This window comes from Delftia lacustris (assembly GCF_040267515.1).
Lineage (GTDB): Bacteria > Pseudomonadota > Gammaproteobacteria > Burkholderiales > Burkholderiaceae_C > Comamonas > Comamonas tsuruhatensis.
Genome location: NZ_CP141274.1, coordinates 5,762,709 through 5,788,244 on the forward strand (window position 1 = coordinate 5,762,709; position 25,536 = coordinate 5,788,244).

At 67.2% G+C, this 25,536-nt stretch carries 28 protein-coding genes; 11 read left to right on the forward strand and 17 right to left on the reverse strand.

Features of this window, described 5'->3' with window-relative positions:
- Window positions 1–117: 117 nt before the first annotated feature.
- The 3 genes from U6958_RS27900 to U6958_RS27910 all read left to right on the forward strand — a co-directional run bounded on the left by U6958_RS27900 (window position 118) and on the right by U6958_RS27910 (window position 2,896).
- Window positions 118–1,554: a S41 family peptidase gene (locus U6958_RS27900; protein ID WP_016449067.1), complete on the forward strand. Its 1,437-nt coding sequence runs from the start codon at window positions 118–120 to the stop codon at window positions 1,552–1,554.
- Between the two features lie 71 nt (window positions 1,555–1,625).
- A complete protein-coding gene (locus tag U6958_RS27905; RefSeq protein WP_074923069.1) occupies window positions 1,626–2,378 on the forward strand; it encodes a HesA/MoeB/ThiF family protein in 753 nt (250 codons plus the stop codon).
- 119 nt (window positions 2,379–2,497) lie between these two features.
- Window positions 2,498–2,896: a response regulator gene (locus tag U6958_RS27910; protein ID WP_013803928.1), complete on the forward strand. Its 399-nt coding sequence runs from the start codon at window positions 2,498–2,500 to the stop codon at window positions 2,894–2,896.
- A gap of 89 nt (window positions 2,897–2,985) precedes the next feature.
- On the opposite strand, the gene U6958_RS27915 is transcribed toward U6958_RS27910, so the two are convergent.
- Complete coding sequence (locus tag U6958_RS27915; protein WP_012203736.1) at window positions 2,986–3,618, reverse strand: response regulator transcription factor; 633 nt, start codon at window positions 3,616–3,618, stop codon at window positions 2,986–2,988.
- A 143-nt stretch (window positions 3,619–3,761) separates the two neighbouring features.
- Here U6958_RS27915 and U6958_RS27920 point away from each other — a divergent pair, with 143 nt between their 5' ends.
- The 5 genes from U6958_RS27920 to U6958_RS27940 all read left to right on the forward strand — a co-directional run bounded on the left by U6958_RS27920 (window position 3,762) and on the right by U6958_RS27940 (window position 7,695).
- Window positions 3,762–5,111 (forward strand): CHASE3 domain-containing protein, encoded by a 1,350-nt coding sequence (locus tag U6958_RS27920; RefSeq protein ID WP_074923068.1) that lies wholly within the window; start codon window positions 3,762–3,764, stop codon window positions 5,109–5,111.
- Between the two features lie 244 nt (window positions 5,112–5,355).
- Window positions 5,356–5,517, forward strand: a complete 162-nt coding sequence (locus U6958_RS27925; RefSeq protein WP_013803930.1) for a DUF1328 domain-containing protein — start codon at window positions 5,356–5,358, stop codon at window positions 5,515–5,517.
- Window positions 5,518–5,629: 112 nt separating this feature from the next.
- The gene (locus U6958_RS27930) at window positions 5,630–6,019 is read left to right on the forward strand and encodes a hypothetical protein (RefSeq protein ID WP_016449070.1); all 390 of its coding nucleotides are present in this window, start codon (window positions 5,630–5,632) and stop codon (window positions 6,017–6,019) included.
- A 71-nt stretch (window positions 6,020–6,090) separates the two neighbouring features.
- Window positions 6,091–6,411 carry a BON domain-containing protein gene (locus U6958_RS27935; RefSeq protein WP_012203732.1) on the forward strand — a complete coding sequence of 107 codons (321 nt, stop codon included), beginning with the start codon at window positions 6,091–6,093 and terminating at the stop codon, window positions 6,409–6,411.
- Between the two features lie 165 nt (window positions 6,412–6,576).
- Window positions 6,577–7,695, forward strand: coding sequence for a putative zinc-binding metallopeptidase (locus U6958_RS27940; RefSeq protein WP_047217964.1), 1,119 nt, complete (start codon window positions 6,577–6,579; stop codon window positions 7,693–7,695).
- Between the two features lie 53 nt (window positions 7,696–7,748).
- On the opposite strand, the gene coaD is transcribed toward U6958_RS27940, so the two are convergent.
- The 4 genes from coaD to U6958_RS27960 form a co-directional block, all read right to left on the reverse strand.
- Window positions 7,749–8,249, reverse strand: a complete 501-nt coding sequence (coaD, locus tag U6958_RS27945; RefSeq protein ID WP_016449072.1) for a pantetheine-phosphate adenylyltransferase — start codon at window positions 8,247–8,249, stop codon at window positions 7,749–7,751.
- 130 nt (window positions 8,250–8,379) lie between these two features.
- A complete protein-coding gene (rsmD, locus tag U6958_RS27950; RefSeq protein ID WP_016454148.1) occupies window positions 8,380–9,087 on the reverse strand; it encodes a 16S rRNA (guanine(966)-N(2))-methyltransferase RsmD in 708 nt (235 codons plus the stop codon).
- A complete protein-coding gene (locus tag U6958_RS27955; RefSeq protein ID WP_046985885.1) occupies window positions 9,084–10,445 on the reverse strand; it encodes a pitrilysin family protein in 1,362 nt (453 codons plus the stop codon). The genes rsmD and U6958_RS27955 overlap by 4 nt, the downstream gene beginning before the upstream one ends.
- Window positions 10,446–10,471: 26 nt before the next feature.
- Entirely contained in the window at window positions 10,472–11,950 is a 1,479-nt protein-coding gene (locus tag U6958_RS27960) for a pitrilysin family protein (RefSeq protein WP_016449075.1), read from the reverse strand.
- A gap of 28 nt (window positions 11,951–11,978) precedes the next feature.
- Between U6958_RS27960 and ftsY the strand changes: the two genes are divergently transcribed.
- Entirely contained in the window at window positions 11,979–13,199 is a 1,221-nt protein-coding gene (gene ftsY / locus U6958_RS27965; RefSeq protein ID WP_074923067.1) for a signal recognition particle-docking protein FtsY, read from the forward strand.
- A gap of 238 nt (window positions 13,200–13,437) precedes the next feature.
- Window positions 13,438–14,427: a tripartite tricarboxylate transporter substrate binding protein gene (locus U6958_RS27970; protein ID WP_074923066.1), complete on the forward strand. Its 990-nt coding sequence runs from the start codon at window positions 13,438–13,440 to the stop codon at window positions 14,425–14,427.
- Here U6958_RS27970 and cutA read toward each other — a convergent pair.
- The 8 genes from cutA to U6958_RS28010 form a co-directional block, all read right to left on the reverse strand.
- Window positions 14,414–14,812: a divalent-cation tolerance protein CutA gene (cutA, locus tag U6958_RS27975; RefSeq protein ID WP_074923065.1), complete on the reverse strand. Its 399-nt coding sequence runs from the start codon at window positions 14,810–14,812 to the stop codon at window positions 14,414–14,416. The genes U6958_RS27970 and cutA overlap by 14 nt on opposite strands.
- Before the next feature lie 52 nt (window positions 14,813–14,864).
- Window positions 14,865–15,890: a 2-dehydropantoate 2-reductase gene (locus U6958_RS27980; RefSeq protein WP_074923064.1), complete on the reverse strand. Its 1,026-nt coding sequence runs from the start codon at window positions 15,888–15,890 to the stop codon at window positions 14,865–14,867.
- 18 nt (window positions 15,891–15,908) lie between these two features.
- Window positions 15,909–16,742, reverse strand: coding sequence for a class II aldolase/adducin family protein (locus U6958_RS27985; RefSeq protein WP_277849470.1), 834 nt, complete (start codon window positions 16,740–16,742; stop codon window positions 15,909–15,911).
- Entirely contained in the window at window positions 16,735–17,280 is a 546-nt protein-coding gene (locus U6958_RS27990) for a MarR family winged helix-turn-helix transcriptional regulator (protein ID WP_074923063.1), read from the reverse strand. The genes U6958_RS27985 and U6958_RS27990 overlap by 8 nt, the downstream gene beginning before the upstream one ends.
- Window positions 17,281–17,430: 150 nt before the next feature.
- Window positions 17,431–18,666, reverse strand: coding sequence for a dienelactone hydrolase family protein (locus U6958_RS27995; protein ID WP_016449084.1), 1,236 nt, complete (start codon window positions 18,664–18,666; stop codon window positions 17,431–17,433).
- Between the two features lie 59 nt (window positions 18,667–18,725).
- The gene (locus tag U6958_RS28000; RefSeq protein WP_074923062.1) at window positions 18,726–19,253 is read right to left on the reverse strand and encodes a flavin reductase family protein; all 528 of its coding nucleotides are present in this window, start codon (window positions 19,251–19,253) and stop codon (window positions 18,726–18,728) included.
- Window positions 19,254–19,267: 14 nt separating this feature from the next.
- The gene (locus U6958_RS28005) at window positions 19,268–20,551 is read right to left on the reverse strand and encodes a styrene monooxygenase/indole monooxygenase family protein (protein ID WP_074923061.1); all 1,284 of its coding nucleotides are present in this window, start codon (window positions 20,549–20,551) and stop codon (window positions 19,268–19,270) included.
- A 36-nt stretch (window positions 20,552–20,587) separates the two neighbouring features.
- Window positions 20,588–21,379 (reverse strand): SDR family oxidoreductase, encoded by a 792-nt coding sequence (locus U6958_RS28010; protein WP_047326039.1) that lies wholly within the window; start codon window positions 21,377–21,379, stop codon window positions 20,588–20,590.
- Window positions 21,380–21,571: 192 nt separating this feature from the next.
- Between U6958_RS28010 and U6958_RS28015 the strand changes: the two genes are divergently transcribed.
- On the forward strand, window positions 21,572–22,579 hold the full coding sequence (locus tag U6958_RS28015; RefSeq protein WP_016449087.1) for an AraC family transcriptional regulator: 1,008 nt from the start codon (window positions 21,572–21,574) through the stop codon (window positions 22,577–22,579).
- An 18-nt stretch (window positions 22,580–22,597) separates the two neighbouring features.
- Here U6958_RS28015 and U6958_RS28020 read toward each other — a convergent pair whose 3' ends face one another.
- From U6958_RS28020 to U6958_RS28035, 4 genes are all read right to left on the reverse strand, one after another.
- The gene (locus tag U6958_RS28020; protein ID WP_013803947.1) at window positions 22,598–23,368 is read right to left on the reverse strand and encodes an SDR family oxidoreductase; all 771 of its coding nucleotides are present in this window, start codon (window positions 23,366–23,368) and stop codon (window positions 22,598–22,600) included.
- Between the two features lie 138 nt (window positions 23,369–23,506).
- Window positions 23,507–24,310, reverse strand: coding sequence for a 2-oxo-hept-4-ene-1,7-dioate hydratase (gene hpaH / locus U6958_RS28025; RefSeq protein ID WP_074923086.1), 804 nt, complete (start codon window positions 24,308–24,310; stop codon window positions 23,507–23,509).
- A gap of 10 nt (window positions 24,311–24,320) precedes the next feature.
- Window positions 24,321–25,007 (reverse strand): flavin reductase family protein, encoded by a 687-nt coding sequence (locus U6958_RS28030; protein WP_034390731.1) that lies wholly within the window; start codon window positions 25,005–25,007, stop codon window positions 24,321–24,323.
- 39 nt (window positions 25,008–25,046) lie between these two features.
- Entirely contained in the window at window positions 25,047–25,505 is a 459-nt protein-coding gene (locus tag U6958_RS28035; RefSeq protein WP_012203712.1) for a VOC family protein, read from the reverse strand.
- Window positions 25,506–25,536: the final 31 nt, after the last annotated feature.

Consider the following 25,536-nt stretch of genomic DNA (forward strand, 5'->3'; position numbering starts at 1 on the left):
GACCCGCCTGAGGTGAGCGCCTGCTACGGAAATTGCGCTTGCTGCGCCGTTTTTAGGGAACCACGCGGGCGCTTGCCTTTCCAAGCGGGTGTATATTGACGCGGTTAAAGGGGTGATATGGGCCAGAAAATCAAAATTGCCGGCTGGGTTTCCGTAGGCGTAATCGCCGGAGCACTGACCACGGTTTCCTTGCAGACCGTGGCCCGCGGTGCCATGACCCCGCTGCCGCTGGAAGAGATCCAGCAGCTGTCCGCCGTCTTCGGCCTGATCAAGACCGACTATGTCGAGTCGGTCGATGACAAGAAGCTGATCACCGATGCCATCTCCGGCATGGTGTCCAGCCTCGATCCGCATTCGCAGTACTTCGACAAGAAGTCCTACAAGGAATTCCGCGAAGGCACCTCGGGCCGCTTCGTCGGCGTAGGCATCGAGATCACGCAGGAAGACGGCCTGATCAAGGTTGTCTCGCCCATCGAAGGCTCCCCCGCCTTCCGCGCGGGCCTGAAGACCGGCGACCTGATCACCAAGATCGACGACACGGCCGTCAAGGGCCTGTCGCTCAACGACGCCGTCAAGCGCATGCGCGGCGAGCCCAACACCAAGGTGCAGTTGACCATCCTGCGCAAGGATGAAAGCCGCAGCTTCCCCGTGACCATCACGCGCGAGGAAATCAAGACGCAATCCGTCAAGGGCAAGGTCATCGAGCCCGGCTACGGCTGGATCCGCCTGAGCCAGTTCCAGGAACGCACGGTGGACGACTTCGTGCGCAAGGTCGAAGAGCTGTACAAGCAGGAACCCAACATGAAGGGCCTGGTTCTGGACCTGCGCAACGACCCGGGCGGCCTGCTGGACGCGGCCGTCGCCATCTCGGCAGCCTTCCTGCCGCCCGATGTGACCGTGGTGTCCACCAACGGCCAACTGGCAGAGAGCAAGGAAACCTACAAGGCCTCGCCCAGCTTCTATGCCCGCCGCGGCATGGGAGACCCGCTGCAGCGCCTGCCCGCCTCGCTCAAGAAGCTGCCGCTGGTGGTTCTGGTCAACGAAGGCTCGGCATCGGCCAGCGAAATCGTGGCCGGCGCCCTGCAGGACCACAAGCGTGCGGTCATCATGGGCAGCCAGACCTTCGGCAAGGGCTCGGTGCAGACCGTTCGCCCGCTGGGTCCCGACACGGGCCTGAAGCTGACCACGGCCCGCTACTACACGCCCAGCGGCAAATCCATCCAGGCCAAGGGCATCGTTCCTGACGTGATGGTGGACGAGACCCCTGAAGGCGATCTGTTCGCTGCCCTGCGCATGCGCGAGGCCGACCTGGAAAAGCACCTGTCCAGCGGACAGGGCGCCGAAGTCAAGGACGAAGTGCGCGAGAAGGCCCGCGAGGAAGCCCGCAAGCGCCTGGAGGAAGAGGCCAAGAAACCCCTGGCCGAGCGCCGCCTGCCCGAGTTCGGCACCGAAAAGGACTTCCAGCTGCAGCAGGCGCTCAACCGCCTCAAGGGCCAGCCCGTCATGGTCAGCAAGACCCTGACCGAGCGCGAGCCCGAAAAGAAGGAAAACTGAAGAGCGCGGACCGGGTCCGCGCTCCCACCAAGCCGGGCCCGCGCCCGGCTTTTTCACGTCTGGAGACGCGAATGAACGACGATCAACTGCTGCGCTACTCGCGCCACATCCTGCTGGACGAGATCGGCATCGAAGGCCAGGAGCGCATCCTGGCAGCGCATGTGCTCATCATCGGCGCAGGCGGCCTGGGCGCGCCTGCCTCGCTGTACCTGGGCTCGGCCGGCATCGGCCGCATCACCCTGGTGGACGACGATGCCGTGGACATGACCAACCTGCAGCGCCAGATCGCCCACACCACGGACCGCGTGGGCCAGCCCAAGGTGCAATCCATACGCACGGCCGTGCATGCCATCAACCCCGGCATCCGCATCGATTGCCGCCAGCAGCGCGCAGACGATGCCCTGCTCGACGAGCTCGTGCCCCAAGCCACGGTGGTGCTGGACTGCACGGACAACTACCGCACGCGCCACATGATCAACGCGGCCTGCGTGCGGCACAAGGTGCCCCTGGTGGCGGGGGCGGCCATCCGCCTGGATGGCCAGCTCATGGTGATGGACCCACGCGACGAGAACTGCGCCTGCTATGCCTGCGTATTCCCGCCGGAGGCGCAGTTCGAGGAAGTGCAGTGCTCGACCATGGGCGTCTTCGCCCCCGTGGTCGGCGTCATGGGCACGCTGCAGGCGGCCGAAGCCCTCAAGCTGATCGCGGGTTTTGGCACGCTTGCAACAAACCGCCTGACCATGTTCGACAGCCGCAGCCTCGATTGGAGTAGCATGCAAACCACCCGTGTGCCGGACTGTCCCGTTTGCGGCAACAAGGCGTAGGAATCGGCTGACTTCCAGGCCGATCCCCCACTGGCACAATCGCCCGCTGTCGCGCAGGACAATGAAGGCCGGGTTCCGCCGGACTCCGATTGCCATCCGCGTCCCTATTGGATACAGCCGTGAAATTGCGCACCTATCTTGTTGAAGACAACCCTACGATCCGCGAGAACCTGATCGCCACGCTCGAGGAACTCGCCGATGTCGAGGCCGTGGGCATCGCCGAGACGGAAAGCGCGGGGACGGACTGGCTTCAGCAGAACCCCGACGCATGGGATCTGGCCATCGTCGACCTGTTCCTGCGCCAGGGCAGCGGCCTGGGTGTGCTCACCGCCTGCCGCGAGCGCCAGCCGCACCAGAAGATCGTGGTGCTCAGCAACTACGCCACCCCTGACATTCGCAGCCGCTGCGCCCAGCTCGGCGTGGATGCGGTCTTCGACAAGTCCAATGAGATCGATGCACTCATGGACTATTGCATGAATATCGACGCCGCATCGCTCAATCAACTCAAAACAGCCTGAACCCAAAACACGGCATTTTTACTCTCCATCAAAGAAAAAGGCTGCACGACTTGATAATCGTGCAGCCCGTATTTTCTATTGACTGGAAATCAGTCGATCAGCCGGTTTTTCAGCGCGTAATACGTGAGATCGCTGTTGGATGACAATCCCATTTTCTCCATAAGCCGCGTGCGATAGGTACTGACCGTCTTCACGCTCAGCGAGAGCGATTTCGCAATATCACCTGCCGTTTCGCCGCGCGCGAGTTTGAGGAAGACCTGGAACTCACGCTCGGACAGCTGTTCATGCGCTGGCGCGTCATCCTTGCGGTTGAGCTGCTGGGCCAGCAGGTCGGCCACGGCGGGCGTCAGATAGCGGCGGCCCAGGGCCACGGTGCGGATGGCCTCGGCAATCTCCTGGGGATCGCATTCCTTGTTCAGGTAGCCGCTGGCGCCCTGGCGGATCAGGTTGATCGCGTAGTGCTCCTCGGGATATCCGCTCAGGATCAGGATGCCCATGTCCGGGGCCTTGGCCCGCAGCATGGCCAGCGCATCGATGCCGCTTTGCCCGGGCATGGACAGGTCCATCAGCAGCACGTCGATCTCGTGGGCTCGGACCAGGTCGATGGCCTCACGGCCATTGGCGGCCTCACCGACTACACGCAGGTCCACATGTTCCGAGAGAAACTGACGCAGACCCGAGCGCACAATTGCATGGTCGTCCACAATGCCGATTCTGATCATGAATACCTCTTTTTCGGGGGACCAGCAGGAACGCCGGTCGTGCAAACAATATATGGTAACGGCCGGGGCAGGAACTGCTCCGGCTGCCGATAACACGAATTATGCAGAATATCGGCGAAGATCTTGTAGGTGAGAGGATGCTTATGCGTTGGATAAATTTCCGAAGAATTGCGATCAGCCTGGCATTTGCCATCGTTGCGGCCGTGCTGCTTGTCAGCATTAACGAGGCCAGCTACAAGCGCTCGACCAAGGCGCTGGAGGCCATGACCCAGACCCAGGCGACCCGCTCGGAAATCAGCCAACTGCTGCGGTTGATGCTCGATGCCGAGACCGGCCTGCGCGGCTACCTGCTCACGGGGGAGGAGCGCTACCTGGAGCCCTACAGCAAGGCGATCACGGCCATCAACTACAACATGGACGAGTTGCGCCAGATCTTCATCTACGACCCCCAGGAACTGGCCATCTTCACGCCGCTGGCCCGCCAGGTCGAGCGCAAGATGAGCGAGATGGAGTTGAGCCTGCGCCTGTACCGCCAGGGCAACGAGGAAGCCTGGCGCTTCGTCATGTTCACGGACGTGGGCATGGAGAACATGGACGCCATCCGGGACTACACCGGCAAGCTGCTGTCAGGCATAGACGAGCGCTCGGCCAAGAACCTGCAGGATATCGAGCACACGCTGTCGCTGTCGCGCATAGGCATTGCCACGGTGACCGCGCTGGGCGTGCTGGGCTTTTTCATGTACCTGCGCCAGGCCCACGCGCTGCAGCAGGCCCATCAGCGCGAGCAGGAAATCCAGCGTGACGAGCGCAACCGCCTTGAAGCCCTGGTGCGCGAACGCACGGCCACGCTGACGGAGCTGGCCAACCACTTGCAGCAGGTGCGCGAGGATGAGCGCGGCCACCTGGCGCGCGAGCTGCACGATGAACTGGGCTCGCTGCTGACGGCGGCCAAGCTCGATGTGGCCCGGCTCAAATCCAAGATCGACCTCAGCGCCCCCGACGTGGGAGAGCGCGTCAGCCATCTGGTGGAGACGCTCAACAGCGGCATTGCCCTCAAGCGCCGCATCATCGAGGACCTGCGTCCTTCGTCACTGTCCAACCTGGGCCTGACCACGGCGCTGGAAATCCTGGCACGCGAATTCGGCGAACGCAGCGGCATCGAGGTCACAGCGAACCTGGAGCAGGTGGAACTGCCGGAGTCGACCCAGCTCACGGTCTACCGCATCGTGCAGGAGTCGCTGACCAATATCGGCAAATACGCCAAGGCCAGCCACGTACTGGTCTCCGTGCACAACTACCCGACCTATGTGACGGTGCAGATCCAGGACGATGGCGAGGGCTTCGAGACCTCGGCCATGCGCCCCAACTCCCACGGGCTGGCCGGCATGCGCCATCGCGTGGAGGCGGCAGGCGGGCGGCTGACCGTCTCCTCCGAACTGGGCAAGGGCACGGCCATCTCCGCCGTCATTCCGCTGAGCCCGGCATCCACCTGACCACGACGCATCGCCTGCACGCACAACCCCTGCCCGGCACCGCCCTGGCAGGGGTTTTTCTTGATGGGCACTGCGGGCCGGCGCTTTTCCTACACCCACCCCCTGCCTAACCCTGACGCCATGCCACGCCGGGCACCGTCAATCCGGCCTCGGGCGGCTCGGTACAGTCAATCGCATGGGAACAGCACTCGGCTCCTGACAGCCAGATGCCGTTTCTTGGCAACGAACAACCAAGGAGTTCTACATGCTGCACTACGCCATCGTGTTTTTCGTGATCGCTCTCGTCGCCGCCATCTTCGGCTTTGGCGGAATTGCGGCAGGTGCTGTAGGCATCGCCAAGATCCTGTTCTATATTTTCGTGATCATGGCTGTAGTCACCTTTGTGATGAGCCTGATCAAGAAGTAGCGGCGGCGCCGCCTTCAGCCACCTGCCAGCCCCAAGCCCGCCTCCGGCGGGCAGCCAGCCCGGCAGCCCCACCGCCTTTCCCATTCATGCAAGTTTTGAGGAGATAGAACCAATGAGCCAAGCCGAGAAAGCCGTGAACAAAGCCGCCGATACCGCCAAGGACGTTGCCCAGGACGTAGCAGACACTGCCAAGGAAGCCGTCAACACCACGCGCCGCACTGCAGCAAATGCTCTGGACAAGGCCGAGGAAGGCGTGAAGTCCATCGAGCGTGAACTGAATCCCGTCATCGACGACCTCGCGGCACGTGCCCAGGAACTGGCCACGCGCGGAATCAACTTCTGCGCCGACAGCTCCGACCGCGCCCGCCGCCAGCTGCAATCTGCCACGGAAGCCACCACGCGCTACGTCATCGAGCAGCCTGGCCGCTCCATGCTGCTGGCAGCAGCCACGGGCGCAGCCCTGGCCACCGCGTTCTTCATGAGTTCCCGCTCGCGCAAGTGAGCTGCAGCCCAGCCCCCCGAGTTCCCTCGACTACCGTTTCCCTCAATTTCTTGTCCAAGAAAGAACTGACCATGCAAAAGTACACCCGTGCCATCGCTTTCGCTCTCGTCGCCGGCGCCACCGTGCTCGGCACCACCGCCTGCTCCGTAGCCCGCGACCAGCAGACCGTGGGTTCGTATGTGGATGACGCCGGCATCACCACTGCCGTGAAGGCCAAGATGGCAGAGGACAAGAGCGTCTCGGCCACCTCCATCAGCGTCGAGACCCTGAACGGCACGGTGCAACTGTCGGGCTTTGCCAAGTCGGAGTCGGAAAAGGCCCGCGCTGCCGAGATCGCACGCACCACCAAGAACGTGCGCGAAGTGCGCAACAGCATCGTGGTTCGCCCCTGATGCAGGCCCCCATGGGGCCATCGAAAGGCCGGTGTCATCCGGCCTTTTTTCATTGCAGGGCCACCCCGGTGAAAACCACCGTTGGGGGAATCTGACCTTGCAGCGCCAGGGCGACATGGGAATCATTTTTCATGGCGCCAGGGCATACGGCGTAAAGTGACCGACATGCGAGTTTTCAACTGCGATGCCTGCGGCCACCCGGTTTTCTTCGACAGCGTTCAATGCGTGCACTGCGGCGCCACCCTGGCCTTCCTGCCAGAGCGACTGCATGTGGCCTGCCTGCGACCGGTTTCCGGCGCGCGGGACAGCGCGCTGTGGGAGAGCCTGTCCTCCCTGGGCGCAGGCAAGCCGCCAGGCCGCCTCTACAAGATGTGCAGCCACCGGGGACCTGTGGGCCAGTGCAACTTCGCCCTGCCCGCCGACGACCCCCACGCGCTGTGCGAATCCTGCCGCCAGACACGCTGGCTGCCCGATCTGTCAGACCCGGCCAATGCCTTGCGCTGGACCAAGATCGAGGCGGCCAAGCGCCAGCTGTTCTATACGCTGGCCCGCCTGGGCCTGGGCCCCAGGCCTGGAGAGGACGGGCCGCGCTTCGAGCTGCTGGCCGACCTGCCCGGGCAGGCGCCGGTGATGACCGGCCATGCCAACGGCACCATCACGCTGAACGTGGTGGAGGCCGACGATGCCGAGCGTGCCCGGCGCCGCCAGGCGCTGCATGAGCCCTACCGGACGCTGGTGGGCCATCTGCGCCATGAGTCCGGCCACTTCTTCTGGGACAGGCTGGTGGTGGGCGCGGGCCGTCTCGAGGAATTCCGCCGCCTGTTCGGCGACGAGCGCCAGGACTATGCCCAGGCCCTGCAGAACTACTACGCACGCAGCCCGCTGGATGGGCAGTGGCGCGACAACTTCGTCAGCGCCTATGCCACCTCCCACCCGTGGGAAGACTGGGCCGAAAGCTGGGCCCACTACCTTCACATGGTGGATCTGCTGGAGACTGCGGCCAGCTATGGCACCTGCATCACCTTGCCAGGAGGCGCAGGCACGGCGGCGGGCATGGGAACGCCGGCCGCGCTGTGCGTGCAGGACCCGTTCGCGGTCCCTGCCCGGCCGGACTTCGGCACCATGCTGGACCAGTGGGTGCCGCTGACGCTGCTGACCAACAGCCTCAACCGCAGCCTGGGCCACGGGGATGCCTATCCGTTCGCTCTTTCAATGGGCGCGCGGCGCAAGCTGGAATTCGTGCATGCGGCCGTGAATGCAAGTGCCGCCACGCAGAGCGCCTGATATCGTGAACTCGTCATGGGGGCGGGCCAAGGTGCCTGGCCGGCCTCCCTCTCTCAAGGAGCGCGATTGGCCTGCACCTTCTCAAGCAGTCGCGTGCGCACGTTGGGCGAGACGAACTTGTCGATCTCGCCATCCAGCGTGGCGATCTCGCGCACGAAGGTGCTGCTGATGAACTGGTAGCGGTCGCTGGGCGTGAGGAAGACGGTCTCCACCTCGGGCATCAGCGTGCGGTTCATGCCGGCAAGCTGAAACTCGTAGTCGAAGTCGGTGACCGCACGCAGGCCGCGCACCATGGCCTTGCCGCCGCGCTCGACCACGAAGTCGCGCAGCAGGCCATGAAAGCTCTCGACCTGGACATGGGGATAGATGGACACGGCCTCGCGCACCATCTCCATGCGTTCCTCGAGATTGAACATGGTCTTCTTGTGGTGGCCGGCCGCCACGGCCACGATGACGTGGCTGAACAGCTGGGTCGCACGGCGCACCACGTCTTCGTGGCCCAGCGTGATCGGATCGAAGGTTCCGGGGTAGACGGCAATCACGTCGTGGCTCATGGCGTTCACTTTCCTTGGCTGCGCGTGCCCTGGTCCGGCACGGATGGCGCATTATGCATTGCACTGCAGCATGGCCCGTCGGCTGCGCGACAGCCGCATTCCTGCGCTGGAACACGGCTGCGGCGCCAGCCTACTCGTCCTGCGCGGCCTTGCGCAGCAGATGGGCGTGGACGGCACCCGCCTTGAGATGGCGGAACAGCTGCAGGCCGCCAGCATCGGCCAGTTGCTCCTCGGTCCAGGCCTGGGGCGCCTCCAGATAGACATAGCCCTGGGCGGAGACGGCCAGCGCAGCGGCCTTCAGCGCAGGCTCGAAAAGTTCGGCATGGTCGAAGGGCGGATCGATCAGCACCAGGTCCAGCGTGCCCGGCGCCACCTGGCGCAGGCAGCCGATGCCATCGCCGCGCAGCACGCGCACGGACTGGGCGTCCAGGCGCTCGCGCAGGCGCTGCAACTGCAGCACCAGGGCGGCGTCCTGCTCGTTCATCAGCACGCTGGTCGCGCCGCGCGATGCGGCCTCGAAGCCCAGCGCACCCGTGCCCGCGAAGGCGTCCAGGCAGTGCCAGCCCGTCAGGTCCTGGCCCAGCCAGTTGAACAGGGTCTCGCGCACGCGGTCCGGCGTGGGGCGCAGGCCCGGGCGCTGCGCCACGGGCAGACGCGTGCGGCGCCACTGGCCGCCGATGATGCGGACCTCGCCCGCACCCGAGGGTGCCGGCTTGCCCGCCTTTGCCTTTGCGGCCGGTGCTGCGGCAGGCGCCTTGGGCGCCGCGGCCTCGGCCGTGGCCTTTTCCAGCCAGCGCTTGCCGGCAGGGGTATGCAGTTTGATGCTGTTGCGGCTCATTGCTTGCCTCCCACGACGACGGTCACCATGCGATCGGGCTGCAGCATGCGCTGCATGGCCTCGCGCACATCACGCACGGTCAGCGCCTGCACGCGCTCGGTCCAGTGCTCCAGATAGTCCAGCGGCAGGCCGTTCCACGCGATGTTGGCCACATTGCCCAGCAGCTTGCGGTTGCTGTCTATGCGCAGCGCAAAGCCGCCGATCAGATTGTCCTTGGCAGCCTTGAGCTCCTTCTCGGTCGGGCCGTCGGCGACAAAGCGGCGCAGCGTGTCCTGCGACACCTTCAAGGCCTCGGCCGCCTGGTCGGGGCGTGTCTGCAGGGCGATCGTGAAGGCCCCCGCGTCCAGGCCTGGCGAGAAGTCGCTGTAGACGCTGTAGCTCAGGCCGCGCTTTTCGCGCACTTCCTCGGTCAGCCGCGAGGTGAAGCCGCCGCCGCCCAGGATGTGGTTGCCCACGAGCACGGCCATGAAGTCCGGGCTGTTGCGTGCAATGCCGGGCTGGGCGATCAGCACCTGCGCCTGGGCCGAGGCGAAGGGGATGTTCTCGTTGACCGGCGCCTTGAGCGCCTGCACCTTGGGCACGTCGGGCAGCGGAGCGCAGGCACTGGCGTCCTGGCCCTGGGCCGCCTGCAGCGGAGCCAGCAATTGCTGCACCAGCTGGTCGGCCTGCTCGCGGCTGACGGCGCCGACGATGCTGACCTTGGCACGGCAGGCGGCGATCAGCCGGCGGTGGAAGGACTGCATGTCCGACAGGTCGATGCGCGACAGGCTCTCGGCCGTGGCACGCGCACCGTAGGGGTGGGTGCCGAACACGCCCTGGCTCAGGGCCTTGCCGGCCACCGTTCCGGGGCGCGTGTCCGATTCCTTGATGGCCGCAGTCCAGCGCTCGCGCTCGCGCAGCCACACATCCTGCGGCCAGCTGGGGCTGGCGATCTGGCGCGCGGCCAGGGCCACGGCGCGCTGCAGCAGCGCAGGCTCGGTCAGGGAGCGCAGCCCATAGCTGAAGCTGTCGCGGCCCGCCTGGGCGCCAAAGCTGGCACCCAGATCGGCCCAGGCCTGGCCCAGGCCGTTTTCATCGAGAGCAGGCGCGCTGCCCTGGGCCGTGACGCCCTTGGACGCCATCAGCGCCACGGCGCTGGCCAGGCCGACCTGGTTGGCGGGATCGCGCCGGCTGCCGGCGTCGAAATCCATCTGCACATCGACCATGGGAATGCCCGGGCTGTCCACCAGCCAGACCTGCGCCCCGCTGGGCTGGGTCCAGTGCTGGATGGGCAGCAAGGCCCATGCGGACGTGGCGCCAAAGCCCAGGCCCACGCTTGCCAGCACGGAGCTGGCCACCATCTTTTTCATGTTCTTCATCTTCACTCCAGCGTGCTTCGGGGGCATCAATGCAGGGGTCCGCCAATGCCTGCACCCGCGTCGGTGCGGCGGGGCTTGCCGCCTTCAGGCAGGGGCTGCGGCACCAGGGTGCCCACCGTGAGCTGGTCATCGCCAAAGTACTTGGCCGCCACGCGCTTGACGTCATCGGGCGTGATGGTGCGAAGCTGGGCCAGCAACTGGTCTTCCGCATCCAGCGGCATGCCCTGTATCCAGTAATTGCCCAGGCTCTGGGCCTGGCCCATGACCGAGTCGCGCTCATAGACATTGGAGGCCATCCATTGCGTCTTCACGCGCTCCAGCTCGGCGGGCTCCACACCATCCCTGGCGACCTTGGCCACTTCGGCGCGCAGCGCGGCCTCGACCTCGGCCGCAGTCTTGCCGGTGGCGGGCACGCCCGTCAGCATGAACAGGCCGGGGCCGCGGCTCATGAGCGACATGGAGCTGCCCGCGCCGTCGGCCACGCGGCCTTCGCCCTGGACCAGGGCCCGCTCCAGGCGGGCGCCGTCATAGCCGTCGAGCACGGCCGAGAGCACCAGCAGCGCCAGCGCATCGCGGTCATCGGCCTGCAGATCGCTGACACGCGTCAGCGAGGGCGCACGGAAGGCCAGGGCCACCAGGGCCTGCTCGGCCGGCTGCTTGACCTCGATGCGGCGGATGCCGATCTGCGCAGGCTCGGTGCGCGGCTTGCGCACCGGCACGGCGCGTGCGGGAATGCTGCCGTAGTACTTCTCTGCCCAGGCGCGGACCTTGGCAACGTCCACATCACCGGCAATGACGACGGTGGCATTGCCGGGCACATACCAGCGGCTGTGGAAATCGCGCACGTCGCCGGGCGTCAGGGCGTCCAGATCGCTCATCCAGCCGATCACGGGCCGGTGGTAGGGCGAGGCCATGAAGGTCGCCGCCATCAGTTGCTCCATGAGCACGGCGCGCGGCTGGTCCTCGGTGCGCATGCGGCGCTCTTCCTTGATGACCTCGATCTCCTTCTTGAACTCGCTGTCGGGCCAGTGGTTGTTGGCGAAGCGGTCGGATTCGAGCTTCATCACTTCCTCCAGCCGGCTGGACGGGATCTGCTGGTAGTAGCCCGTGTAGTCGCGGCTGGTGAAAGCGTTCTCCTGGCCGCCCAGGGCCGCCACCCGGCGTGAGAACTCGCCGGGCGCCACCTTGCGCGAGCCCTTGAACATCATGTGCTCGAGCGCGTGGGCCACGCCCGAGGTGCCGTCCACCTCGTCGATGGCGCCCACGCGCACCCAGACCATGTGCACGGCCGTGGGCGCGCGCCGGTCGGGCTGCACGATGAGCTGCATGCCGTTCTTCAGGGTGAATTGCTGCGCTGCTGTGGCGGACCGCTGGCCGCCTGCGGCCTGGCTGGCCACCGTCTGCAGCAGTGACGAAGGGGAGGAAGAGGATGCATCCGGGGCTGCCAAAGCAGCCCCGGTGCCCATGCAGGCCATTAAGCCCAGGAGGGTGAGTGCATGTTTCATAGAATGCTGTGATTCTAAGAACCTGCCGATGTTCAGTTTTTTCAAGAAAAAGCCCACCCCCTCCTCCGCCGAGATTTCCCCGGCGGACAGCAGCGCCGCGCCTGAAGAGGCCGGCATTCCCGCAACCCCGCCGCAGGACCGCGCCCCAGACCTGCCCCCTGGCACACCTGCCCCACCGGCCACAGCCGACACCGGCAGCGCCTGGTGGCGCAAGCCCTTCGGCGGCGGCAAGGGCGATGCCGCCCCGCCTGCCGCACCCACTGCACCCACTGCTGCTGCTTCCACGCTCGCGCCTGCCGACTTCATTGCCGCACCCGAGCCCACGGCCAAGCCCGAAGCCGAAGGCGCCAGCCGCCAGAACTGGATGCAGCGCCTCAAGGCCGGACTGCGCAAGACCGGCAGCAGCATCGCTACGGTCTTCACCGGCACGCAGATCAACGATGCGCTGTACGAAGAGCTGGAAGACGCCCTGCTGATGGCCGACACCGGCGTCAAGGCCACCGAGCACCTGCTCACCGACCTGCGCCGCCGCGTCAAGGAAGCCAAGGCCACCGACCCCGCCGCCGTCAAGGCGTTGCTGGCCGATGCACTGGCCGACCTGCTGCGCCCGCTGGAAAAGCCGCTGATCATCGGCGAGCACCAGCCTACCGTGGTCATGGTCGCTGGCGTCAACGGCGCAGGCAAGACCACCTCCATCGGCAAGCTGACCAAGCATCTGGCCGACGAAGGCCAGAGCGTGCTGCTGGCTGCCGCCGACACCTTCCGCGCCGCCGCGCGCGAGCAGCTCGGCGTCTGGGCCAACCGCAACACGGTGGAGATCGTCAGCCAGGAAGGCGGTGATCCTGCAGCCGTGAGCTTTGATGCCGTCACCGCCGGCCGCGCCCGCAAGAAGGATGTGGTGCTGGTGGACACGGCGGGCCGCCTGCCCACCCAGCTGCACCTGATGGAAGAGCTGCGCAAGATCCGCCGCGTGGTCACCAAGGCCGATGCCACGGCACCGCACGAGGTGCTGCTGGTCATCGACGGCAACACCGGCCAGAACGCGCTGGCCCAGGTGCGCGCCTTCGACGATGCACTGCAGCTCACGGGCCTGATCGTCACCAAGCTCGACGGCACGGCCAAGGGCGGCGTGCTGGCCGCCATTGCCCAGGAACGGCCGATCCCCGTGTACTTCATCGGCGTGGGCGAAAAGGTCGAGGACCTGGAGACCTTCAACGCCAGGGAATTCGCGCAGGCGCTGCTGTCCTGAGGCCACCCGGCACACCACCACCCAAAGGAGCGCTCTGCGCTCCTTTTTTCATGGGCATGCGAGCGCAGCGAAGGCCCAGGCATGCAGGCAAGGGTTTTCCCTTGATTCGAATCAAGCCGCAGGTTTTATGCTTTGCATTGATTTATAAGAAGAACGTTGTTTTATACAAGAAACAATCGATAGCCCTCAGGCATTTCTTTTGCTTGTACCTGCCTTGCCTTGTTTCCCGGAGTTCCCCATGAAAGCCCCCACCTTGCTCGGCGCTGCCGCCCTGCTGGCAGCAGCCGCATGCCAGAGCGCCCTGGCCCAGGATGCCGCCGCCCAGCAGCAGCTGGCTGCCAAGCCTTTCACCATCGTCGCGCCCTTCCCGCCCGGCGGCCCGGTCGATGCGCTGGCCCGCCTGCTGTCCACGGGATTGGCCGAGCGCTATAACCAGACCTCGGTGGTGGAGAACAAGCCCGGGGCCAACGGCAATATCGGCATCGACATGGTCAAGCGTGCCGCGCCGGACGGCCATACGCTGCTGGTCGTGCCCCAGGGCAACCTGACCATCAATCCCACGCTGCTGGCCAGGCCCGGCTACAGCGTGGAGACGGACTTCGCGCCCGTGGCCTCGCTGGCCAAGGCGGCCAATGTGATCGCCGTGCACCCCGGCGTGCCCGCCAAAACGGTGCAGGAGCTGGTGGCCCTGTCCAAGACCAGGCCGGCCACCATCAGCTATGCCTCGCCCGGCGTGGGCTCCAGCCTGCATCTGGCCGGCGAGCTGTTCAAGCAGCAGACCGGTGCCGACATCCTGCACGTGGCCTACAAGGGCACGGCGCCCGGCCTCAACGATGTGCTGGGCGGTACGGTGCCGATGATCGTGGGCAATGTGCCCGCGCTGCTGCCGCATGTGCAGTCGGGCAAGCTGCGCGCGCTGGCCGTGACCGACCCGGCGCGCAGCAAGTACCTGCCCGAGGTGCCCACGCTGGCCCAGGCGGGCGTGCCGGGCATTGCCATCTCGTCTTGGTACGGCGTGATGGCGCCAAAGAAGACGCCACCGGCCGTGCTCAAGCAGCTGGAAAAGGATATTCAGGAGATCTTCAACACGCCGGCCGTGGTCAGGCAGCTGGACCTGCAGGGGATCGAGCCCTGGGTGGTCACGGGCAGCGCCTTCGGCGAGCTGATCCGCAAGGAGACAGCGACCTGGGTGCCCGTGATCAAGGCCGCCAACGTCACGCCGCAGTGATGCGGGGCGCGGCGACCCTTTCTGCAGTGTTCGCCACGTCCCGGGTCGAGACCTGGGAACGCAGCCACTGCGCATAGTCGGCCATGCAGCGCTCGGTGCGCATGGTGATCTGCGGCACGCTGTAGCTGTGGCCGGCGCGCAGCAGCCGGGCCAGGCGCTCCAGCACGTCGGGCAGGGTCTTGCAGACCAGCCGCCACTCGGGCGTGGCGTGCATCTCGCCCTCCCACACGTAGTGCGAGGTGATGGGCTCCACCTGCACGCAGGCCGCGGCCTGCTGCTGCACCAGGCTGCGCGCCAGATGGGCGGCCTCCTCGGCGCTGGGGACGGTGGTGGCCACCACGCACAGCGTGGACCAGGGCGAGGCGGGGTTCTTGGCGGAAGTCATGGAGGCGTAGTCTACGGTTGCGCGCTGCAGGCCGGTACTGGCCCTTGCGGCGTCAGGCCATCAGCCCCTTTTGCCGTGCCTGCAACCGCGCCAGGCCCAGCAGCGCATCGGTGAACGGGGTGTCCACGCCGCACAGCTGGCCCATTTCGCGCACCGCGCCCACCAGGGCATCGAGCTCCACGGGCTTGCCGGCTTCCACGTCCTGCAGCATGGAGGTCTTGAAGGCGCCCAGCTTGAGCGTGACCGCATGGCGGTCCTCGGGCGATTCGTTGATGGGCAGGCCGATGCGCGCGCCGATCTCCTTGGCCTCCAGCATCACGCGCGTGATCAGGCCACGCACCAGGTCGTCGCCCAGGATGCGGTCCGAGGTGGCGCCCGTCAGCGCGCTGACGGGGTTGACGGTCATGTTGCCCCAGAGCTTGTACCAGGCGTCGCGCTGGATGTTGTCGGAGACCTTGGCCTCGGTGCCGCCACGCTGCAGCAGTTGGGCCAGTGCCGCCAGGCGCGGCGTGGGCGGCTGGCCGGGTCCTGTGGCCAGGGGCTCGCCCAGGATCAGGCTGTTGCCGAAGTGCCGGCGCACCACGCCGGGCGCATCGTTGGAGCAGCTGGCATGGACCACCGAACCCAGCACCTGGCCCAGCGGGATGGCTTGCGCAATGCGGCCTTCAGGGTCCACGGCTTTCAGCTGCCTGCCGCGCACGCTGGCATCGACACCGCCGTGCAGGAACCACCAGGGCACGCCGTTCATGGCCGTGAGCACCACGGTCTGCGGGCCGATCAGCGGGGCGATGCGCTCGGCCACATCGGGCATGCCCGGCGCCTTGACGGAGATGATGACCAGGTCCTGCACGCCCAGGGCGGCCGGGTCCTGTTCGGCACGCAGCGCGAAGTGCTCGCGCTGCTCGCCGTGCACGAGGGTCAGGCCCTGGGTGCGCAGGGCCTGCAGCGCGGCGCCGCGCGCCACGGCGCTGAGCTGGCAGCCGGCGCGGGCCAGGGCCGCGCCCATCCAGCCGCCGATGGCACCGGCGCCGAAGATGCAGGCCTTGTCGAATGAAATGCTTGTCTGTTCCATGGTCATGCGCGGGAAGCTCCGGGTTCAAAGATCGAGATAGCTGCTGTCGCGCCGGTTCACACGGCGCACCAGGTGGTCGAACACATCGCGGGCACCGCCGTGGCTGGCGTTGAAGGTCAGCGAGTCCTCGTTGCAGCGCTGGGCCATGGCGTCGGAGACCATGCGCGGCGCACCCATCGACAGGGTGGCCATCTGCACGTCGCAGGCGCGCTGCAGCGTCCACAGCACCACGAAGGCCTGGGGCAGGTCGCTGCCCCAGCTGAGCAGGCCATGGTTGCGCAGGATCACGGCCTTGCGGTGGCCGATGCTGGCCAGCAGGCGCGGCCCTTCGTCGGCATGGATGGTGATGCCCTCGAAGTCATGGTAGGCCACCATGCCGTGCAGTTGGGCACTGTAGAAGTTGCTTTGCGACAGGCCCTGCTCCAGGCAGGCCACGCCCATGCCCGAGGTGGTGTGCGTGTGCATCACGCAGTGGGCGCCCGGCAGTCCGTCGTGGATGGCCGCATGCACGACGAAGCCGGCCGGATTCACCGGATGCCGCGAGCCGTCCAGCACCTCGCCGCGCACATTGATGCGCACCAGGTTGCTGGCCGTGACCTCTTCGTAATGCAGGCCGAAGGGATTGATCAGGAACTGCTTTTCACCGCCCGTCACGCTGTCGGGCAGGCGCACCGTGATGTGGTTGTAGATCAGTTCGTCCCAGCCCAGCATGGCGAAGACGCGGTAGCAGGCGGCCAGTTCGATGCGGGCGGCCCGCTCATCAGGGTGCATGGAGCAATTCATGGTGTGGCTCGTGGGGTGGGTTCTGAGGTGGGTCTTGAGATGGGTTGTGCAGTGGCTTGTGGGTAAATCAGGCATCCAGCCCCTGGTCCAGCCCCTGGTCCAGCGCTTGGGAGGCACGGCCCAGCTTGTCCAGGATGCGCTCCAGCATGGCGCGCTCATCGGCCGTCAGGGCATTGAGCAGGGCCGCTTGGTAGGGGCGTGCGCGGGACAGCACCTCGTCGAAGAGCGCCTGCCCTGCTTCGCTCAGCTGCAGCAGGTGGCGCCGCGCGTGCTGCGGATCGGCGCGGCGCAGCACCCAGCCCCGGTCGATCAGCGGCTGCAGCGCGCGGCTGATCTGGGCCTTGTCCATCAGGCTCAGGCGCGACAGCGCGCTGGCATGCAGCTCGCCATGGCGCTGGATCTGGCCCATGAGCCGCCACTCGGTCAGCCCCACGGGCGATGCCGGCGCGATGTAGTGGCGCGTCACCTGGGTCTGCAGCGCATTGGACAGCGCGCCCAGGCGGAAGGTGATGAAGTCCTCCAGCGCCAGCGTCTGGCTGCAGACCTGCGTGTCCGGTGCAGGGCCGGTGGCGGCATCGGCGGCAGGGATCGTGGATGTGCGTGGGCGGGGCATTGGGCGGAGGGAATCGGGCGGCGATGGCGATTGCGATGGCCACATGATCCACCAATGTTGACATATCAACATTGGTGGCAACCCTGAGAGCCCTGGCGGCCTGCAGGCCGCCAGCGGGCGCAGGGTGAAACCCGTGCGCCCGCGCAGCGCTCAACGCTTGAGCAGTTCGTTGGAAGGCAGGGTCTCGTCCAGCAGCTTGCGGGCCGTCTCCACACCCGCCACGGGCAGCAGCGCCGGGTCCAGCAGGCCCACCTGCACCAGCACGCTGGCCTGGTCCCAGTAGATGTGCTCGTGGTAGAGCTTGTCGCCCCGGAACTTGACCACGGCCAGCAGCGGGATCTCCACGCGCCGCCCCGTGGGCCGCACGCCGGGCAGCATCCACGGGATCTCGGTGGTGTGCGTGAAGCAGAACAGCATCTCGTCCACCACCTGCGAGGCCCCCACGGTGCGTGAAATCGGGGTCAGCGACGTGTCGGGCGGATTGCTGTTGACGAAGTGGTTCGTATAGAACGCGTGCAGGTTGCTGAAGCCCACGCCGCCGGTCATGGTGGGGATGTGGTTCACATAGGGCTCGGCCACCATGGTGGCCATGGTGTCGTCCACGTTGCGCGTGGCGAATTCGTACTCGCAGTGCTTGTCCCACAGCGCGGCCAGGTCGAAATGCGGGCCGATGGCGGACTTGAGCGTGGCAATGCTGCGCTCGTGCGCCATCAGCGCCGAGGCCCGGTGGAAATGGTCGCCGCCCTTGCGCGCGAAGGCATGGTCCACGCCCGGATAGACATGCACGGCCACGCCGGGACGCCCGCCCAGCGCCTGGACGATGCGCTGGCGCGCCTCGGGCGGGCAGAAGGCGTCAAGCTCGGCCACATGCAGGGTGAGCGGGCAGCGGATGCGCTCGGCCTCGTCCAGCGCCGCCTCGATGCCCACGCCGTAGTAGCCGACCACCGCATCGGCATCGGTGCGGCAGGCGGCCAGGTAGGCCAGCTTGCCGCCCAGGCAAAAGCCCAGCACGCCGGCCTTGCCGTCCGTGACCTCGGGGCGCTGGCGCAAGGCGTTCAGGCAGGCCTGGATGTCCTGCACGCCCAGGGCCTCGTCGAATCCCTTGTAGAAGCCGAAGGCGCGCTCCCAGTCCGCCGGCGTGTAGCCCAGCTCCACATCGGGCTGCTGGCGCCAGAACAGGTCGGGCACCAGCACCACGTAGCCTTCTTCGGCGTAGTAGTCGGCCACCTCGCGCATGGTGGCGTTGACGCCGAAGATCTCCTGCGCCAGCACCAGGCCGGGGCCGCTGCCCGAGGCCGGCACGGCCAGGTAGGCGTTGAAGCTGCCGCTGCCGTCCAGCGCGTTGATGCGCACATGGCGGCTGGCCGGGGGTTCTTTCTGCTGCATGGGGTTGTCTCCGTTTCAAAGGGTGGGGAAAGCTGCGGTGCCGCTTTTTTCATGACCCGTCATACGCATTCGGGGTGCCGCACCGTCACCTGATAGTAGCCCGCGTGAAAGGCCAGGGGCTCGCCGTCGAAGCGTTCGCAGCGCTCGACCTGGCCGATGAAGATGAGGTGGTCGCCGCCATCGTATTGCCGGACGTTGCGGCAGACGAAGCGGGCCAGCACGCCATCGATCAGGGGCACGCCGGCCGGGCCTTCAGCGCAGTCCAGGCCGACGAACTTGTCTTGCTGCGGCGTGGAAAAGCGCCGCGACAGAAGGTGCTGGCCCGCAGCCAGCACGTGGATGGCGAAGTGGCTGGCACCCTGGAAATCGCAGACGCTGGGCGCCTGGCGCGCCAGGCTCCACAGCACCAGCGGCGGGTCCAGCGAGACCGAGGAGAACGAGTTGGCCGTCATGCCCACGCGCCGCCCGTCCGGCGCGCGCGTGGTGATGACGGTCACGCCCGTGGTGAACTGGCCGAAGGCCTTGCGCAGCTCGCGCGGATCGAAGGAGCAGGCCGTGGCGGGGGCCGGGGTTTCGCATGTGCTCATGGCGGCCTCTGCGGCTAGGCGGGGACGGCTGCCATGGCGGCGATGGCCGCGCAGCTGTCGATGTAGTGGTCTGCCTCGCCCGCGTCCGCGAACCAGGGGAAGAAGGTGCGCGGGTCATCGAAGCCGTTGGCAAAGGCGCTGGCCAGCGGTGCCAGCGTGCCCGCGCTGGCCAGCAGCTTGAGCACATGGGGTGGCGGTGGCGCCAGCAGCATGTTGGTCCACTGCGTGACCCATTGCGCATAGCCGAACCAGTAGCGGTCGAAGGTCTGCTGCATCCAGGCGGCGTCGAATGCGCCATTTCCGTCGCCATTGCCGCGCGCCAGGATGCTGCGCAGATAGGTGTCGGCGCACTTGGCCGCGTTGTTGGAGCCCTGGCCCGTGATGGGGTCGTTGAGCACCACCACGTCGCCCATGCCCAGCACCTTGCGCCCCGACGGCAGCGTGGCCACGGGCTTGCGCACCGTGGGGGCGAAGCGGCCCGCGAGGATACCGTTGTCATCGGTCAGCGCAATGTCGCGGCAGCGTTCGGCCTCCCAGGGCACGAAGGTGTCGAGGATCCAGCGGCTGCGCTCCAGGTGCTGCTCCGGTGTCTTCACATCGCCCCAGCAGTCCATGGGGCCGCCGGGCACGCCTTCGAACACCATGATCTCGCAGGGGCCCGTGGTCGTCAGCGCCGGGAACACGAAATACTCGCCCACGCCCGGCACAAGGTTGAAGGACACGGCGGAGAACGGCTCGCGCGGCTTCATGCCCGTCACATAGGTCAGCGCCAGCGCGCGCTGGGGCTGGTCGAAGCGCGAGCGGTGGGCATCGCGCTCGAACAGCCTCGATATCTCGCCCTTGCCGCTGGCAACCAGGGTCAGGTCATGGCTGCGCGTGCATTCCTCCAGCTCGGCGATGCCCGCGTCCTTGAGCACCAGCTCGCCGCCCTGGCGGCGGAAATCGTCCATCCATGCGGGGATCTTCAGGCGCTGGTCCACGGACTGCGCGCCCGCGTTCAGCCGCGCCGCCCAGTCGATGGCCTTGTCGGCCGCCTTCTCGCCGTGTTGCCCAGGGTGCGGCACGCACAGGCCGATGCCCTCGACCACCGGGCATTCGCGCGACCAGTGGTCCAGGCCCAGGCCGTGCTCTATCTGCAGCGCGCTGTCGAACATGCACTGGCTGGACATGACCCGACCCTGGGCGATGTCCTGCGCCGTGCGGTTGCTCAGTATCGTGACCTGATGGCCCGCGGCCAGCAGGCCCAGGCCCAGTTGCAGGCCCGACTGGCCGGCTCCGACGATGGCGATTTTCTTCATGGCTGTCTCCTTGCGGCTCCGTGTCCGTACTGCGTACTAGTCCATCAATTGGGGAATGGCGGCCACGGCGCGCTCGGGCCCCATGGCGCCGTAGCCGCCGTCCACCGCGTAGTCGGCGCCGGTCACGAAGCTGGCATGGTCCGAGCACAGGAACAGCACCACCTGCGCCACCTCGTGCGGATCGCCCACGCGGCCCAGCAGGTGAAAGGGCGCGGCCACGCGGTCGGTCTTGGCGCGATCGCCGCCACTGAGCCGGTCCATCACCGCCGACCAGGTCCAGCCCGGGCAGACGCTGTTGACGCGGATGCCATCGGCCGCCAGGTCCATGGCCATGCTGCGCGTGAGCTGCTTCATGGCCGCCTTGCTGGCCGGGTAGAGCCAGCGACCCGTCTGCGCCGCTTCCGAAGAGATGCTGGTGAAGTTCACCACGGCCCCGCCACCGGCGGCCGCCATGTGCGGGTGCACGGCCTGCAGCATGGCCACGGCGCTGGCCACGTTCACGTTGAACGAGGCCAGCCAGTCGGCGCGCGGCGACTGCAGGCCCTCATCCACATAGGAGCAGGCCAGGTTGACCAGGATGTGCACGCCGCCGTGCCGGCTGCATGCCTGCTGCACGCAGGCGGCGACCTGGGCGTCGTCGGTGATGTCGGTGCGCACGAAAAGCGCGCCCTCGCCCAGCGCATCGGCCAGCACCTGGCCGTTGTCGGCATCGATGTCGGCAATGACCACCTTCACGCCGGCCGCGTGCAGCGCACGCACCACGCCGGCGCCTATCAGGGTGGAGCCGCCGGTGACGATGGCGCTTTTGCCTTCGAGTCCCTTGAACATGACGCTTGTTCTCCCGTGTGGATGCCAGGCCGGGCTGGCCTGTGCAGCACACGTTACGGGGGGCCGGGCCGCGCAGGCATCCGGCAAGCGCAGGCACTGTCCCTGGCGCGCAGAAATCGGCTCCCGGGGAATGGTCCGAATTGTGGGAGCGGGTGGTTTTTGCTACGTTCTGCCCAGCCTATGGAACACGCCATGCACACACCGCTGCCGCTGCAGCGCTACCGGCTTTTCGAGAGCCACGACATGGACGAGGCCCGCGAAAGCGTGGCGCGCGTCTTCTGTCCGCATGGCCTGGGCATGCTGCGCCCGCGCGCCGAGCTGGACGCCTGCCACCACAGCGCGCCGCTTTCCCGCAACGTCAGCTTGAACTATGTGCAGTACGGTCCCGGCGTGCACATCGAGCCCGGCTACCTGCGGGACTTCTTCCTGCTGCAGATTCCCCTGCGCGGCAGTGCCGAGATCCGCTGCGGCGCGCAGCAGGTGGATGCCACGCCGCGCCTGGCCTCCCTGCCCTCGCCGACCGAGCCGCTGTCCATGCGCTGGGCCGACGACAGCCCGCACCTGATCGTGCGCATGGCCCGCCCGGCCCTGGTGGCGCGGCTGGAGGCGCTGCTGCAGGCGCCCGCAGGCCGGCCCCTGGTGTTCGATCTGGGCGTGCCGCTGGACCAGCCGGCGCTGGCACCGCTGGTGCATTTCATCGACTGCCTGCGGCACACGCTGGATGCGGGCAACGCCCTGCAGGCCACACAGGCGCTGGCCCGGCATGCGGAGGAATACCTGCTGACCAGCCTGCTGATGTCGGCCACGCACAGCCACAGCCGCGCACTGGCCGGGGACAGCCGGCGCAGCCTGCTGCCGCGCGGCGTGCGCAAGGCCCAGGAGTACATGCAGGCCCATGCCGACCAGCCCCTGTCGCTGGCCGATGTCTGCCGCGAGGCCGGCTGCAGCGCGCGCACGCTGCAGGCCGCCTTCCGCCAGCACGCAGGCATGGGGCCCATGGATTTCCTGCGCCAGCTGCGGCTGGACCGGGTGCGCGCCGAACTCCAGGCAGCCAAGGGCCCGGGCGCCGCAGCCGGCTCCGGCGTGCGCGACGTGGCGCAGAAATACGGCTTCCTGCACCTGGGCCACTTCGCGGCCCAGTACCGCAGCCGCTTCGGCGAGCTCCCGTCCGAGACGGCGAGCCGCCGCGTGCAGGCCTGAGGGCCTGCCTTTGCCGGTTCAGCCCCGGCCCACGAAGGGCATCTTGGTGGCCATCACCGTGTGGAACAGCACGTTGGCCTCCAGCGGCAGGCTGGCCATGTAGAGCACGGACTGGCCCACCACATCCGCGTCGATCAGCGGCTCCACCGCGATCTCGCCATTGGCCTGGGGCACGCCCTTGGCCATGCGCGATGCCAGCTCGGTCATGGCATTGCCGATGTCGATCTGGCCCACGGCGATGTCGTAGGCACGGCCGTCCAGCGCAGCCGTCTTGGTCAGGCCCATGACGGCATGCTTGGTGGCCGTGTAGGCGCTGGAATTGGGGCGCGGCGCATGCGCGGAGATGGAGCCGTTGTTGATGATGCGGCCGCCGCGCGGCGACTGGTCGCGCATGGTGCGAAACGCCTGCTGCAGGCAATAGAACATGCCGTTGAGGTTGACATCGACCACCTCGCGCCACTGCTCGGGCGTCCAGTCCAGGAAGGAGCCGGGCGGATTGCCCCGGCCCGCGTTGTTGAACAGCAGGTCCACGCGACCGAAGCGCTGCACCGTGCGCGCGAACAGCTGCTCCACGGCAGCCGGGTCGCTGACATCGGTGGCAATGCCCAGCATGCGCTCGCCCGCGCCGTACTTTGCCTGGGCCTCGGCGCAGGTCTCATCCAGCGGTGCCTGGCGGCGGCCCGCCACCACCACCTGGTAGCCGGCGCCCGCCAGGGCCAGCGCCACGGCCTTGCCCACGCCGGTTCCTCCGCCCGTGACCACGGCCGTCTTTGCGTTCTTCATCTCCATTGCTTGTCCATCCTGTAGTGCATGTGTTGCAGCCGCCGCCCGCGCACCGGTGGCGGGCGGCGCCGCTGCATTGTCGGCGACGCGCCGGGCCTGCGGACTGTGCCGCAGGCGACACCATCGCCACACTGCGGACGAAGCTCAGGCAAAGCGCCAGGCAATGGAGCCCAGCGGCCCGTAGTCCACATGGAAGCTGTCGCCGGCCTGGGCCGTGACGGGCCGCGTGAACGAGCCGGCCAGCACCACCTGGCCTGCGTCCAGCTGCTCATCCCATTGCGCGAGCCGGTTGGCCAGCCAGGCCACGCCCGTGGCCGGATGGTTGAGCACGGCGGCCGCCACGCCGGACTCCTCGATCACGCCGTTGCGCTGCAGCAGCGCCGACACCCAGCGCAGATCCACCGCGTCTGGGCGCACGGGCCGCCCGCCCATGACGATGCCGGCATTGGCCGCGTTGTCGGCGATGGTGTCGCGCACCGTGCGCATGGCCTGGGTATCGCGGTCCTTTTGCTCGATGCGGGCGTCGATGATTTCCACGGCGGGCACCACCCAGTCGGTGGCGGCCAGCACATCGCACAGGGTGACGCCCGGCCCCTTGAGCGTGCGGCCCAGCACGAAGGCCAGCTCCACCTCCACGCGCGGAGCGATGAAGCGCGCAAAGGGAATGTCGCCGCCGGGCTCGAAGAACATGTCGTCCAGCAGGGTGCCGTAGTCGGGCTCGGTGACCTGCACGGCCTGCTGCATGGCACGCGAGGTCAGGCCGATCTTGTGGCCCCTGACCGTGCGGCCCTCGGCGCGCTTGAGCCGCATCCAGGCGCGCGAGATGGCGTAGCCGTCCTGCACCGTCATGTCCGGATGGCGGCGGGAAAAGTGCCGGACCTGGACCCGGCTTTTTTCGCTGGCGTGCAGCTCGGCCGCCAGGCTGTCTATGGTGTGTTGCGCAAGCATGGGCGGCCCTTCAGCGCGCAGCGGCACCATCGTCGGCCCAGGCCAGGTAGCCGTCGGACACGCCCTGGCGCTGCATGGCATCCCACTGCGCCACCGAGGGCGTGGGCATCTGGAAGGCATCGCCCACGCGGCCATACCAGCCGGGGTTCTGCAGCCGCGCGATCAGCTCCATGGGCGCGGGGTCGAAGTACATGAGCTCGCCATCGACCACGGCCGCATCCATGACATGGGCGGCCAGCACGTCGGCCAGCACCAGGCTGCGCACGCCGTCGATATCGATGATCTGGCGCACGCGGCACTCGAAGGACGCAGGGCTGTCCACGATGCGCGGCGCCTTCACCCGCCGTGCATCGCCCAGGACCAGGCCGGCCTGGGCCGACTCGTCCACCTGCGCGCCGAACTCTATGGCCGTCACCGCCATGCGGCGCGCCAGCGGCTCGGACACCAGGTTCACCACGAACTCGCCCGTGGCCGCGATGTTGCGCGCCGTGTCCTTGAGCACGCCCTGGCGCGAGCCGATGCACACGCACAGCAGCGGCGGATCGCCCGACATGGCGTTGAAGAAGGAAAACGGCGCGACGTTGACCGTGCCGTCCCCGTCCACCGAGCTGATCCAGGCGATGGGACGGGGCAGAACCAGGGAGTGCAGGATGTTGCTGCGCTGCTCGCTGTTGAGCGATTGCATTTCAAAGTACATGGGATTCCGGAGGGGAAGGGAAAAAGGGAGGGCGTCGCGTCACTCGTTGCCGGCGCGCGCCGCGTCCTGCTCGGCCTGGGCGATGCCGGGGGCGCGCGCATTGGACTGGTGCAGTTCCACCAGGTTGCCGGCCGGGTCGCGCAGGAACAGCTGCTTGAGGCTGGGCGATGCCACGTTGTCCAGCGTGAAGTAATCGACGCCGCGCGCCTGCAGCTCCTGCTCGGCGCCGAGGATGTCGTCCACGGCCAGCGCGATGTGGTTGGACACGGGGTCCTTGCCCGGGCCCTGCGCATAGCGCGACGGCCCCTCGCTGCCGAGGATGTGCAACTGGCTGCCGTTGGGCAGGTTGATCCAGGAGCCGTAGATGCCGGGGATCTTCCAGCGCGCGGCGTCCTGGGGCAGGTTCAGCACTTCGCGGTAGAAGTCGAGCATGGCGTCGGCCTGGGCGTGGTTGACGCCGAATCCGACATGGTGGAGTTCCAGAACTTTGATGGGCATGGGATGTCCTTGCATATTTGTGTGCTGCCAA